Origin of the sequence: Hymenobacter negativus, from assembly GCF_017571495.1 — a bacterium.
GTDB classification, from domain to species: domain Bacteria; phylum Bacteroidota; class Bacteroidia; order Cytophagales; family Hymenobacteraceae; genus Hymenobacter; species Hymenobacter negativus.
This window is the reverse complement of record NZ_JAGETZ010000003.1, coordinates 54,560-67,545: the sequence shown is the minus strand read 5'-3', so window position 1 is coordinate 67,545 and position 12,986 is coordinate 54,560. Positions and strand designations below refer to the sequence as shown.

The window sequence follows — 12,986 nt, the reverse complement described above, 5'->3', positions numbered from 1 at the left end:
CAGCCAGAAGGGCAAAACGGCGGGAAGATTGGGCCAAAGTGCGGCAGGCTAAACAATCCAAGCTCATGGAGCAGGTTGTTTGCCACAGGCTACAGCCGCTGCCGGTAGGCGGCGGGCGAGACGCCAGTATTGTTCCTGAAAAAGCGGCCGAAGGTGGACTGGTCGGCAAAATGCAGGGTGTCGGCGACCTGGGCGATGGTCAGGGTGGGGTTTTGCAGCAGCACGTTGGCTTCGAGCAGCACGGCTTCGGCCAGCCACTCCACGGCACGCTTGCCGGTCATCTCCTTCACGGTTTCGGCCAGGTGTTTCGGAGTGATGCAGAGCTTATCGGCGTAGAAAGCCAGGTTGCGCTCGGTGGCGTAGTGCGTATTGACCAGCTTCTTGAATTCGGCAGTAATCAGCTGGCTGCGCGTTTGAACGGCCGTTGCCGAAACGTGCTGCAAGCTGTAAATGGGCGCAGTTTCGTGCAGCAGAATATGGATGAGGCTGCGCAGAATTTCCTCCCGGTAGGCATGGGGTGCGTCGTATTTCTGCCCAATAGTGCGTAGCAGCGCCCCAAGGCTTTCGGCTTGAATGGGCGTTAGCTGAAAAACGTGCCGGGCATCACGCTCAAAAAACGAAAAAGTAGCCAGGTTCAGGCTGCTATTAGCCGAAATAAACTCCTGGGTAAAAAAGATGCTTAGCCCCTCAAAATCGGGCGAGAAAGACGGCCATTGCTTGATGACGTAGGGCGACAGCAGCATCAGGGAATTCGGGCCAATGTCGTAGGTTTCCAGGTTGACTTTCAGGCGCGCCTGGCCGCGCAGGCAGATGCCAATTTTGTAATAGTTGCTGCGGTACGGCAGGTTGATGGGCAGCTGCGAGGACGCCGAATCGGGTCCCAGAAAGAATACTGCCGCCGGTGTTTCCCGGGTTTCGGCGAGGCTGCTTATTTGATAAACGGGAATGGCGACGGTCATAGCAGGCAATAAAGCTCTTGGGGAATTCAAAAGTTCGGTTCAGCATTAATACGAGCTTGCGCTTGACTGCCAGACGCAAGCTCAGCATGATTTATAACCCCGCCCCGCTGCCGGGCGTACTGCCAGGACCAATTCTTGCCCGCACAATGACCGAACTCCAACGCCTGCTTCTCGCTTACGACCGCCATCGCACCGCCCAGCGCCCCTGCGCCCTGGCCACCGTCGTTGAGGTGATTGGCTCGGCTTACCGCCGTCCCGGCGCCCGCATGCTGGTCACGGAAGACGGGGAGCTTACCGGAGCCATCAGCGGGGGCTGCCTGGAGGGTGATGCCCGCCAGCGGGCCCGACAGGCCATTTTTCGGGGCCAGCCCACACTGGTGACCTACGACACCCGCGACGAGGACGACCCTCGCCACGGCTTGGGCCCCGGCTGCCAGGGCGTGGTCCGTATCCTGCTGGAACCGCTGGATTTTGCCGCGCCCGACAACCCAATGGAGCTGTTGCGCGATTTTGCCCGGCACCCCGAGCCAGCCGTGCTGGCCACCGTGTTTGAAACCGATGCCAGTGGGATGAAGGCCGCCGTGGGCCAGCGCCTGCTGCTCTCGACGGCGGGGGCGTTGCGGGGCACTCCCCTCCTGGCTGCCCCGCTGGCCGAAGCTGCCCGCGCCACACTGATGCAGGGACTTTCGCAGATACTGGACATCGAAACCGAGGCTGGCCCGGTGCGGGCGCTGCTGGAGGTGCTGGTGCCGCCGCTGCGGCTGGTGGTGTATGGCGCCGGCAACGACGCCCAGCCCCTGGTGCACCTGGCCGCTTCGCTGGGCTGGCACATTACGGTAGTAGACGGACGGCCCAATCTGGCCACGGCCGGCCGCTTTCCAGAAGCGGCAGCGGTGCGCATTGTGCCCGTGCGGGAGTTGGAAACGCAGGTCCCCGATGCGGGCGCGTACCACGTGCTGCTCAGCCACAACTACGCCTATGATTTGGCCGCGCTGCAAACGCTGCTTCCCACCCCTGCGCCCTACATTGGCCTGCTAGGGCCGCGGGCCAAGGCCGGGCGGCTGTTGGAAGAGTTGGATTTATCAGCAGCGGAAGCGGCTGACATGCTGCGTAATCGCCTGCATAGCCCCATCGGCCTCGATTTGGGCAGCGAAACGCCGGAGGAAATTGCCTTAGCTATTGTGGCTGAAATTCAAGCCCAGCGCCACCAGCGTAATGGGCGCCCGCTGCGCGAACGGTCGGGCACGGTGCATGCGCCCGCACTGGCCATACCCGTCGCTGGTTAAGTGAAACACCCCATAAAAAAAGCCTCCTTGCTACAAGGAGGCTTTTTTATGGCCTTAGGCCTGGGCTTTTTTGGGACGGCCGGGCTTTTTCGCCGGAGTGCTGTCGCCTTCTGCTTTTTCCGCACGGGGCTGGCGGGGCTTGCGGGTGCGCGGAGTCGATACGTACTCATCAGCGAGTACGGCGTCTACCTCGCCCAGAGCGGCCTGCAAAGCACTTACGGCGCTGGTCACCTTTTTCAAGGCACGTTTCAAATCAGCTTTTACCGCGTCGGCTTGCTGCGCCGTTTCTACGACTTTTTGGAATTCATCAAAATTTAGAGCCATAAAGCAAAATGTAAATGATACGGCCAAATATAGTACTAGCTGGGATTATTTACGCATATTTAAATTACTGCGATATGAATTACAACGTTTTTGAGAATGGCATTTATACGATTATGCTACCCATCTCCATTATTTAACTCCCATTTCAGAGTGTCAGTGGAATGGCGATACCCTTTCAAAAGCAACTTGGTTTCGCCGATTAAAATTATGTAGCTATGACAGCTTTCCAAATGCGTTTGCTATCGATTAGCGCTTTTTAATGTGGGCTGCTGCCACCTGCTCCGGCAGTGAAGGCACACCAAAACCCCACTGTACATTAAGTCCTTAGGACACCAAGCGATGCGTACCAGAACGATACGCAGCCACAGCCCATCGCACTTCATCGCGGAATAGTTTAGCTGCATGGCGCGGATGGCAAGGTGCCAATAGGTATCGTTTCAGCAGCTTTCCAGACTTGTTTGAAATAAGGTCAGGGTATTGACAATTGATTTGAAGCAGGCCCTTTTGCTTCAAATCAATGCTTTGCTTGCAAATACCTAAAAACTATTTATAGGGCAATATTAAGTACAGGTATAACCCAAACCCTCCTTACATAATTTCAGAAAAGAAACCTATGAAATCAACTGAGTAGGAAGCGCGTATTCTTAAGTTATTCCTTGGCTACCTGCTGTCGGAGCTATCCGTATTTATTCAACAATCCTAAGTGATTATACGGTTTTTACGATGTTTAAAAGCATTTTTAGGCCATGTGTGACCCGGATTTAGTTATTTCAATCACTCAAAATCAACCTATTACATTAGGCATTTTTGCTTACGCTATAGTATAAATTTTTACGGCTATTGTAATAATCATGACCCGTGGCAACATCCCAGCTTCTGGTGCTCGCAAACGACGACTGCAAACGGAGCACCCTCAACTGCTGCCGCACCAGGAGGTGATGGCGCGATTTAATGTGCGCGTAATTGGCCGGGATAAGCCGCCGCTTTTGTTCTGCAATGGCTTTGGCTGCAACCAGCACGTGTGGCGCTACCTCACGGCGGCCCTGGCTACCAACTACCAGCTGGTGCTATTCGACTACATCGGCACCGGCGGGGCCGACCTAGCGGCTTATGACCCCACGAAATACGCTAGCCTGGACGGGTACGCCCAGGATGTGGTGGATATTTGCCGGGCCCTGGATTTGCAAGGGGCGACTATTATCGGGCATTCGGTGGGTGCCACCATTGCCATGCTGGCAGCTAATGCGGCCCCCGAGCACTTTACCAAAGTGGTGCTGGTGGCGGCTTCGCCCTGCTACCTGAACGAGCCGGGCTACCGCGGTGGCTTCGACCTAGCCGACGTGGAACAGCTGCTGACCCTGTTTGATGCCGCCGACCACAGCTGGGCCAATCCCTTTGCCAGCCTGCTAATGGGCCCCACCAATGCGGCCTCGGCCATGGAGGAGCTGGCGGGCTTCTTCTGCGAGATGAACCCGACCGTAGCCTGCCAGCTGGCCCGCGTAACATTCCTGGCCGACAACCGCGCCGATGTGGCCCGGCTAAACCTGCCAACGCTGGTGCTCCAATGCACGCACGACATCGCCGTACCGCCCGAAGTGGCCGCGTACCTGCTGCACCACCTGCCCCAGGGCACCCTGGTGCAGCTACAGGCCATGGGACATTGCCCCCACCTGAGCGCTCCAACAGAAACCCTGGCTGCGCTGGAAGCTTTCTTACTACCCATCACGAAGTAGAGTCCAGGCGCGTGTCCGGATGGGTTGGCCGGAAGCGAAAAAGTCCCGCCAGCACCAGCCAGCGGGACTTTTCAAATTAACCCTAAAGGGTTCTACTCCCGCACAATGCGCTGCGTCAGCACACCTTCGGCCGTTTGCACCCGGATGGTGTAAACGCCCGCTGCTAGCCGACTCAGATGCAGGGTGACAGTACCGGCTGGGACCGGGCCAGTGTGTACCAACTGGCCCAGCGCATTCAGGACCGTGAGCTGGGAAGCTTTGGCACGCGGGCCATTCAGCTCCAGGGTCAGGAGGCCGTCCGTGGTTGGGTTCGGATATACGCGCAGGCTCACCCCATTCAGACTGGCGGTGGCAGTGGCAGTTACCAGTACCGGGCTCGAGGGCGCCGACGAGCAGCCGCCGGGCACCACCAGCACCACCGTGTAGCTGGCATTCGTCGGCACATTAGGCACCAGCACCGAGAAGCTGGCACTGGGCGGCCCTACGGCCACGCCATTCACAAAAAACTGGTACTGCACACCTCCTACCGGGTTGGTACTCAGCTGCACCCCGCCGCCGGGCTGGGGCTGGGCGGTGAGCGTGGGCGTGGCAACGCCGGGGGCAATAGTAATGGTAGCCGTCGACGTTGCCCCGCTGCACACATTCGAGGTAGTCACCGTGTTGGTGATGGTGTAGGTACCCGTGCCAGTGGTGGCAGCCAGGTTGATAACGCCCGTCACCGGGTCGATGCGCAGGCCCGAGCCGGAAGTGGTGAAGGTGCCCGCTACGGCCCCGGTGGCCAGCACCGGCGCAACCGGGGCGGCCGAGCCGGTGCAATACGTACCAGCCGGGTAGCTAAACGCCGGGTTAGGTGGCGTAACGAGCGTGAGCATCACCTGGCCCGGCGCAATGCAGGTGGTAGTCGGGCCGGTGGGCGTCAGGGTCAGGGTCACGGTGCCGGCGGCCAGGTCGGCGGCCGAAGGCGTATAGGTGGCGTTGAGGGTAGTGGCATTGGGAGCGAAGGTGCCCGTGCCGCTGCTGGTGTAGGTGGCACCGGTGGCAGTACCCGCGATGGCGCCCGCCAGCTGATAGGGTGTGAGGCCGCAGCTGTTGGCAGTGGCAGCAGGCAGCGAGGCTACTAGGCCCGGCGTTACGTTTACCTGAATGGGGGTGCGGGTAGTGCCCACGCATTCCGTCCGATATGTGAGGTTGAAAAAGCTATTGTAAGTCGTATTGCTGTAGGAAGTTGAGATGGAAAGCGTGTACGAGCCCTTCACCGAGATGATGCCACCTACCGAAGTGAGCGGGTATGTACCGGTGTAGGTGCTGAAACGCCCGAGCCCGCCCACGCTGGTGGCCAGCTTGTAGTCGCCCGCCGCGAGGGGGTAGTTCAGCGGCACTGTGACGCGCGTGCCTACCTGGGTGGCGGTAGGCGTGATGGTGACATCCGACCCCGCTACGGCGGTAACATTACCCCCAGGCTGGCTGCCGCTCACGCGGTAGAGGCGAATGGTAAGCGGACTGGCCGAGGTGGGGTATACATCAACTGAAGTCAGCACCCCAGCCTGCGTCACTGCAAATCCCAAGGCATAATCCGTGAGGGTAGACTGCGAAAATGTGCCATTGGCCGAACTGTTGTCGGCAAGGCCGGCCACGCTGGTGGTGGCAGCAAACGCTTCGGCGTAGTAGGTAGCGTTTGCTGTAAGAACGGGCGTGGTAAAGGGATTCCCCGTACCCACGGCGGTGCCGCCCGCAGCCGCTGCGAAGTAACGCACCGAAATACCGGCCGGCACCGTGGCCGATAGCAAGGCCGTGGCCCCGGCGCAGGTGTTCAGTGGCGAGGGCGCGGCCGAAATGACTGGGTTGTTCACCGTCACCGGCACGGCGTTGCTATACACCGTGTTGGCGTTGCAGGTGGAGCGGACCCGGTAGTAAGTGGTCGTGGTGAGCGTCGGGGTAGTATAGGTAGCAGCCGTAGCTCCCACGATGTCAGTAAACGTCACGTTGTCCGGGCTGGTCTGGTACTGGAGGTTGCCCCCGGCCGCGCCCGTCAGCGCCAGGCCGGCGGTGCCGCTGCCACACAGGCTCAGCACACCCGAGGCCAGGGTACCGGCAATGGGCACGATGGTCGTACGGGTGGTGGCAGTTGGCAGCAGGTTGTTGCCGGAGTTGAGGTCGCCGGTCACGGTAGCCGTTATAGCAAAGGAGTAGCTGCCCAAGGCCGTCATATCCAGGGTGCCAGTCAGGGTCACGGCCTGGGTGGCGCCGCTGGCCAGGGTGCCGGATGCTACCGTGCCGGTGAAGGTTTGTGTGGTGCCCCCGGGCCACGTGGCCACCACCGTCACGGTGGCGGGGTTGCTGGCGAAGTTCAGCGCGGCCGTGCCGTTGTTGCGCACCTGCACAATAATGGCCTCCGCCGGACCGAAGCAGCCGGCTCCGGCCGCCGGGCCCAGCAGGCTCACCGGTGCCACATCAACGGCCAAGGCGGTGAACTCAACCGCGCCCAAATCCGGTGCCGCACCACGAGGGGTTCCGCTAATGTCCTCCGTTACGCGGGCCAGCGGCGTGCCGACGTTGTTCAGCAGCACGTTGTCGGGTTGGAGGTTGCCGGCGCTGGCCCCCGCAAAAACGGGGTCGGCGGAGATGCTGTTCTGGTCGAAGGCAGCGCCGTTGGCGGTTTGCCAGTTGGCCAGCGTGGCGAAGGTGGCATTGTAGTAGCCCACGTTGCCGGTGGGCGTGTACAAGTCATTGTAGTTGCTGGCCGTGGCCACCGTGTAATACAGCGCGTATTTCAGGCCCGACCCCGTACGCGAAATGCTCACGATGTTGTTCTTGACATCCGTATTGGCACCGGTGTTGTAAATACCGTAGGTGACGGCTGAGGTGGTAGCTGCCTGGTCATCAGACACGATGGTGTTGTTGTAGATGCGGACGTAAGCCGACGCTGAATTGTAAATCAGGTATTCCAGGCCGTTGCCGTTGAGGTTGTAGAAAGCGTTATTCACCACGTCGTTGGGCGTGGTGGCCGTTCCGCCGGTGCTCGTTACTACATACACGCCATACACCAGGTTGGTCGAGGTCGGGTTGCCGGTATAGGGGTCGTGAAAACGGTTTTTTTCGATGGCCTGCCCGCGCGAACCGCCAAACGTGTAGATGCCGTAGTACGCACCGGGGCTGGTCCGCAAGGGCCGGCTGATGTCGTTGCCAACGAACTGAGCCCCATCCTGGTAACCCGTGTAAATGCCGTAGGTGTAAAAGTCCCGGAAGTTGTTGTTCCGAATCACGTTGCCCGTATTCAGAGCCGTGGTGCTGTTGCCAAACAAGCTCAGGCTGTAGTACCCCCCGTTAACGGTGTTGCCCTCCAGTGTCATGCTGTTGGCGGAGTTGCCGGGAGTGGTGGCGCTCGACGTCGCCCCGTTCACCACAATGCCTGCAAAGTTGGTCGAGGTGCTGCTGAGGCCGGCGTTGATGGTGCAGTTGGTAATCCGGTCGTTATCGGCCGCGTTGGTCAGCAGCACGCCGTAGCCGTAGGTACCGGGCGTGCCGCCGCCCGTGGCATCAATCACCAGGTTGTTGATGGTGGTGTAATCGGTGCCGTTGAGCTGCACCACCGCCCGCCGAAAGGCATCGCCCGGCGCGTACTGAATGGTGCGCCCGCCGCCATTCACCACCACGGTATTGGTGGCGCTGGCCCCCGGTATCTGGGCCAGCTGCAGCTGCTCAATGTAGGGCCCACCGCTCACCGCAAACGTCACGGGGCCGCTCACGCCGTCCAGGTTCAGGGCCGCTGCGGCGTCGGTGAAGCTCGTGAAATTGGTGCCCGCCGTGGCCTGGGCGCTGTTGATGGTGTAGGCCCCGCTGAGGGGCGCGGCCACGCGGGCCGTTACGGTGATATTATCGAGGGCCACGGGCGGCTGGGCGCCGCCACCCGCATCGTTGCGCCAGGTAAACACCAGCCGCTGCGTGGTGCCAGCCACACTGGGCGGCAGGGGAAACGTGGTGCGGCCAAAGGCGCTTTGCAGGTTCAGGTTATCGCCCAGCTGCACAACGCCGGCGGTGCCGGACGTAAACGATGTGCCCGCAATGGGCGTCACGGTGGCCGGCACTATGAAGACCTGCAAGTAGTCGAAAACGCTCTCGCCGCCGGCCTTCCAATCGAAGCTTACCTGCACGGCCCCCTGCCCCGCCGGAAAGGTCACGTCGCGGTAGAGATGGGTAATGGCGGCCGTACCGAGGGTGTAGGCATTGGTCACGCCCCCGTCGTTGCTGACGAATGCGGCCCTGGTGCCCGCCGTGGTAGGCCCGTTGCCGCCCACCGCACCCACAAACCATTGGTTGACCGAGCCACTGTTTGCCGCGGTAAAGCTGTTGGTGGCCCCTTCAAAGGTTTCGTCAAATACGGTGGTGGTCTGCGCCTGGGCGGTCAGGCTGGCCAGCAGCAAGCCCACACCAGCCATTAGGCGCTTGCCAGGCATAAGCAGTTGGGCAAGCACCTGCTGGTGCCCACAGAATAGAGGTTTATGCATAAAATGGAAAGGGTTGATGGACGTGGATGTGAAAGCAATTTACAGAATTAGAGCAGGCTTTTATTATAATTTTCCAATAATGAAGAAATCCTTCACTTGCGAGAAGCTATTCCTTATTCTGCCAGCTAACGAACTGACCCGATACATACTACCCACACCTCAACCGTACGCCAGCTAGTCGTCCTTGCGCACATCGCTCGCGCCCTAAGCCGGCTGCCGGAGCCGCTTTCCGCAGATTTTTTTCGGGAGCTGTCGCCCTTGTTGCTACGATTGCGACCGGGCGCTATATTGCTGACGTGAACACCAGCTGCTGGCCAAGCTGAGAAAACACCAGAAGCATCAAAAAAAGCCCCTGGCATTACTGCCAAGGGCTTTTTCATGCATACTCCTGTATAGTGATGACTAAACTGGCCCTGGCCGCTACCGCTCCAAACACGCCGGGTAGCTGCTGCCCAACGCCACCAGGAGTCCGAAGCCAACGCTTTGTCTCGCTCAAAGCTGCGTCAAACCACGGTTTGGCGATGAGCAAATTATTAAATCTGCAAGCTCGAAAAATGGGAATCAGCTGCCTGCGTAAGTCCTACTTCAATTCCAGCACTACTACGGACTTGGCTGGCAGCGTCACGGCCAGGTTGGCGCCTTTCTTTTTGGCCCCTTTGAAGTCGGCCAGTTGCACGGTATTGGGTTTGTCGAAGGTGTTGTAGTCGCTCACGCTGGCCGAGGTAAGAATGCGGCCGGTCACGGCTTTCCAGTTCACGCCGGGCAGGGCGGTTTCCAGTGTCAGGGCGTTTTTGGGGTCGAGGTTGACAAGGGAAATATGTACTGCGCCGTTTTTGTCCTTCGAAGCCGAGGCATTCAGCGCCGGGATTTTCTCGTTGCCAAACGCATAGTCGGGGCTGCTAAAACTCATTGGCAAATACTCCGCATCCTGGTGTACCTGGTAGAGGTCGAAGACGTGGTAGGTGGGCGTGAGCAGCATCTTCTCTTTTTCCGTCAGGATAACGGCTTGCAGCACGTTCACGGCCTGGGCTAAGTTGGCGCCGCGCACCCGGTCGCAGTGGTTGTTGAAGATGTTGAGGGTGGTCCCGGCCAGCAGGGCATCGCGCAAGGTGTTTTGCTGGTACAGGAAACCGGGGTTGGTGCCGGGCTCTACGTCGGTCCACACGCCCCACTCGTCCACCAGCAGCGCCACCTTCTTGTCTTTATCATACTTGTCCATGATGGCCGCATGCTTGGCCACGATGGCATCCATTTTCAGCCCGTTGCGCAGGGTGCTGAAGTACATGTCCTCGCCAAAACCGGTGGCCTTGCCCTTGCTGCCGCTCCAGCTGCCGGTGGGCAGCGTGTACTGGTGCAGGGTGAGGCCCCACATCTGGTTCAGCGGGATGTTTTTCATGCAGGTTTCGGTCCAGTTGGCGTCGTCGCCGTTAGCGCCGCTCACGATGCGCTTGAGGCGAGTGCCGGGGTAGTCGTGGGCGAAGGTGGCGTAGCGCTTGTACACATCGGTGTAGTAGTTGGCCGTCATGTTGCCGCCGCAGCCCCAGCTTTCGTTGCCGATGCCCCACCAGCTCACTTTGTAGGGCTCGGGGTGGCCATTTTTGCGGCGCTCCAGCACCATGGGCGTGTCCTCGTTGGAGTTCAGGTATTCCATCCAATTGGCCATTTCCTGCACGGTGCCGCTGCCTACGTTGGCCGCCAGGTAGGGCTCGGTGCCCAGCAGCTGGCACACTTCCAGAAATTCGTGCGTACCAAAGCTGTTATCCTCCAAGGTGTTGCCCCACCACAGGTTTAGCATCTTGGGGCGCTGGGCGCTGGGACCCACACCGTCGTGCCAGTGGTAAGTATCGGCGAAGCAGCCGCCGGGCCAGCGCAGGTTGGGCACGTGGATTTTTTGCAGGGCCTGCACCACGTCCATCCGGATGCGGCCCTGCTTGGGTACGTTCAGCTTTTCGTCGACCCAGATGCCGTCGTAGATGCAGCGCCCCAGGTGCTCAGCGAATTGCCCCTGAATGTGCTTGCTGATGATGAGCTTGGGGTCGCCGGGCTGCACGGTCATCTGTACGGTTTGGGCTGCAACCAGCAGCGGAGCAGCCAGAGCAACAGCGGTGAGCCAAGCGGAGAAATAATGTTTCATGTAGTGGGTTTGGTGGGAGTTAATGAGCGTTAGTTTTAACTGTGTAGCAGAGAGGTTACCGCTTGCCCTTCACCCGTATAACCGCCAGCGAATAGGGCGCCACGGTGTAGGCGAAGGTCTTACCGGCTTTGAAAGGCGACACACTAGGCAGCACCATTCGGGGAGTGGCAAAGGTATTTGAAGCATTGCGCGCGCTGGTTAGCACGCTGAGCGAGGCATTGGTGGTCAAGCCTTTGAAACGGGCCAGGTTAACGCCTACCACCTGGCCTTTGCCGCCGGGGTTCACCAGCTTGAGGATGACATCACCGGTTTTCGCATCGCGCACGCAAGAGCTGACCACGGCCGAATCGGTGGGCGCGACGTTGGAAGTCAGCGCCGTGACGCCCCCGAAGTATTCGTCGCCCTGGTTCTGACCAAACAGCTGCTGCACGTAGTAGTTCGCGGTGGGCACCACGGTTGAGTTGTTGAAATAAATCAGGTCGGGATTCCACTGCGTGTGGTTTTCCTTGGCCAGCAGTGGCGCGTAGGATGCCAGCCGCACCACGTCGCCGTTGCGTTCCAGGCTGGTCATGTAGGCGGCCTCGGCCAGGGCGTTGAATAAGGTATTGCCCCAGGAGGCATACTCGCCCAGGTACACTTTCGACTTTTGCCGGTCGTAGCCATCGTAGCGCTGGTTGTTGGCCAGAAACCACTGCGGCTTTTCGTAGTAATGCTCGTCCACCAGCGGCACGCGCAACTGGTTGGCGAAGGCCCAGCCCTGGTCGTAGTCCTCCCCTTTCGGCGACGGCCCCACGGTGCCAATCACCTCGATGTTGGGGTATTTCGCCCGCACAGCCTCGTAAATCAGCCGGAACCGCTCCCGAAACTCCGGCGTCTGCTTGTCCTCGTTGCCGATGCCGATGTACTGCAGGTTGAACGGCGCGGGGTGGCCGGCAGCGGCCCGCCTGGCGCCCCAGGCAGAGGTAGCCGGCCCGTTGGCGTACTCAATCAGGTCGAGCACGTCCTGGGTGTAAGCGGCCATGTCGGCCAGCGGCACGCATTGCTGGCCCGTGCCGCCAATCTTCCACGAGCCGCCCGAGTTTTGGCAGCTCACGCCGGCCGCCACCACGGGCAGCGGCTTGGCTTCCACGTCTTCGCAAAACTGGAAGTACTCGAAATAGCCCAGGCCGGCCGTTTGGTGGTAGTTCCAGATGTTGCGCTGGGCCACACGCTGCTCCACCGGGCCAATGGTTTTCTTCCAATCGTAGAGGTTGTCGAGGCCGTCGCCGTGGGCCAGGCAGCCGCCGGGGAAGCGCACGAACTTGGGTTGCAGGTCGGCCACCACCTGGGCCAGGTCGGCGCGCAGGCCGTTGGGGTGGTTGTGGAAGGTCTTCTGCGGAAATAGCGACACCATGTCCAGGTCAACCACGCCCTTGGCGATGGCCAGCACCACCAGGCTGGCATCGGGCGCGGCGGCCGTGGGCGCGAGGGTGGCCCGGTACGGCTGCCAGCCCGCTCCCTGCGCCGAAAGCGTGGTCTCGGCCAGCACGGCACCTTTGGCGTCGCGCAGCTGCACCAGCAGGGGCATGGCCGCGCCTGACTTAGTGCGGGCAAACAGCGAAAAATCGTACTTCTCCCCTGCTTTCAGGGGGATGCCATCGAAACCGGCATTTCGCAGCCCCAGGCCTTTCTGGAAAGGACTTTCAACGCGCAGCTGCACATAGTGCGGGTTGTTGGCGTGCAGGGGCGCGGCGCTTTCTACCGAGATGCTGCCCATGGCGTACCCTTCGTGCAGATAGTCCCAGCTGGTGAGCGGGTGCCAGCCGCCGTGGTCGCTGGGGTTGTATTCGAAGGAGCGGTTTTGCACCAGCTCGGCGTAGAGGCCACCGTCGGCCGCGTAGTTGATGTCTTCGAAGAAAATGCCGAACAAATCGGGGCTAATGCGCTTGCCGGCACTGCCTTGTTGCGCTTTCGCTGGCAATGCAGCAGCGGCCAGCAGCAGAGCGGCCACACAGGAACGCAGAGTACTCATATTTAACGACTTGTTTTATGGCCCTTAACTAACA

General features: G+C 60.1%; 7 protein-coding genes. 2 read left to right on the top strand and 5 right to left on the bottom strand.

What is annotated here, in order from left to right; all coding sequences use genetic code 11:
• Window positions 1-89: 89 nt before the first annotated feature.
• Window positions 90-959, bottom strand: coding sequence for an AraC family transcriptional regulator (locus J4E00_RS07280; protein WP_208174481.1), 870 nt, complete (start codon window positions 957-959; stop codon window positions 90-92).
• 146 nt (window positions 960-1,105) lie between these two features.
• Here J4E00_RS07280 and J4E00_RS07275 point away from each other — a divergent pair, with 146 nt between their 5' ends.
• Complete coding sequence (locus tag J4E00_RS07275) at window positions 1,106-2,245, top strand: XdhC family protein (RefSeq protein ID WP_208174480.1); 1,140 nt, start codon at window positions 1,106-1,108, stop codon at window positions 2,243-2,245.
• Between the two features lie 54 nt (window positions 2,246-2,299).
• Here the strand turns inward: J4E00_RS07275 and J4E00_RS07270 are convergent, their stop codons facing one another.
• Window positions 2,300-2,569, bottom strand: a complete 270-nt coding sequence (locus J4E00_RS07270; RefSeq protein WP_208174479.1) for a hypothetical protein — start codon at window positions 2,567-2,569, stop codon at window positions 2,300-2,302.
• An 851-nt stretch (window positions 2,570-3,420) separates the two neighbouring features.
• On the opposite strand from J4E00_RS07270, the gene J4E00_RS07265 reads away from it, so the two are divergent.
• Window positions 3,421-4,302: an alpha/beta fold hydrolase gene (locus tag J4E00_RS07265; RefSeq protein ID WP_208174478.1), complete on the top strand. Its 882-nt coding sequence runs from the start codon at window positions 3,421-3,423 to the stop codon at window positions 4,300-4,302.
• A 92-nt stretch (window positions 4,303-4,394) separates the two neighbouring features.
• Here the strand turns inward: J4E00_RS07265 and J4E00_RS07260 are convergent, their stop codons facing one another.
• The 3 genes from J4E00_RS07260 to J4E00_RS07250 form a co-directional block, all read right to left on the bottom strand.
• The gene (locus J4E00_RS07260; RefSeq protein WP_208174477.1) at window positions 4,395-8,807 is read right to left on the bottom strand and encodes a T9SS type A sorting domain-containing protein; all 4,413 of its coding nucleotides are present in this window, start codon (window positions 8,805-8,807) and stop codon (window positions 4,395-4,397) included.
• A gap of 580 nt (window positions 8,808-9,387) precedes the next feature.
• Window positions 9,388-10,941 carry an alpha-N-arabinofuranosidase gene (locus J4E00_RS07255; protein WP_236049593.1) on the bottom strand — a complete coding sequence of 518 codons (1,554 nt, stop codon included), beginning with the start codon at window positions 10,939-10,941 and terminating at the stop codon, window positions 9,388-9,390.
• Between the two features lie 55 nt (window positions 10,942-10,996).
• Complete coding sequence (locus tag J4E00_RS07250; RefSeq protein WP_208174476.1) at window positions 10,997-12,952, bottom strand: alpha-L-arabinofuranosidase C-terminal domain-containing protein; 1,956 nt, start codon at window positions 12,950-12,952, stop codon at window positions 10,997-10,999.
• Window positions 12,953-12,986 lie beyond the last annotated feature (34 nt).

Bases quoted from the DNA above. Each gene is read 5' to 3' on its own strand.
- J4E00_RS07280 (WP_208174481.1), bottom strand. From the start codon at position 959: ATGACCGTCGCCATTCCCGTTTATCAAATAAGCAGCCTCGCCGAAACC.
- J4E00_RS07275 (WP_208174480.1), top strand. From the start codon at position 1,106: ATGACCGAACTCCAACGCCTGCTTCTCGCTTACGACCGCCATCGCACC.
- J4E00_RS07270 (WP_208174479.1), bottom strand. From the start codon at position 2,569: ATGGCTCTAAATTTTGATGAATTCCAAAAAGTCGTAGAAACGGCGCAG.
- J4E00_RS07265 (WP_208174478.1), top strand. From the start codon at position 3,421: ATGACCCGTGGCAACATCCCAGCTTCTGGTGCTCGCAAACGACGACTG.
- J4E00_RS07260 (WP_208174477.1), bottom strand. From the start codon at position 8,807: ATGCATAAACCTCTATTCTGTGGGCACCAGCAGGTGCTTGCCCAACTG.
- J4E00_RS07255 (WP_236049593.1), bottom strand. From the start codon at position 10,941: ATGAAACATTATTTCTCCGCTTGGCTCACCGCTGTTGCTCTGGCTGCT.
- J4E00_RS07250 (WP_208174476.1), bottom strand. From the start codon at position 12,952: ATGAGTACTCTGCGTTCCTGTGTGGCCGCTCTGCTGCTGGCCGCTGCT.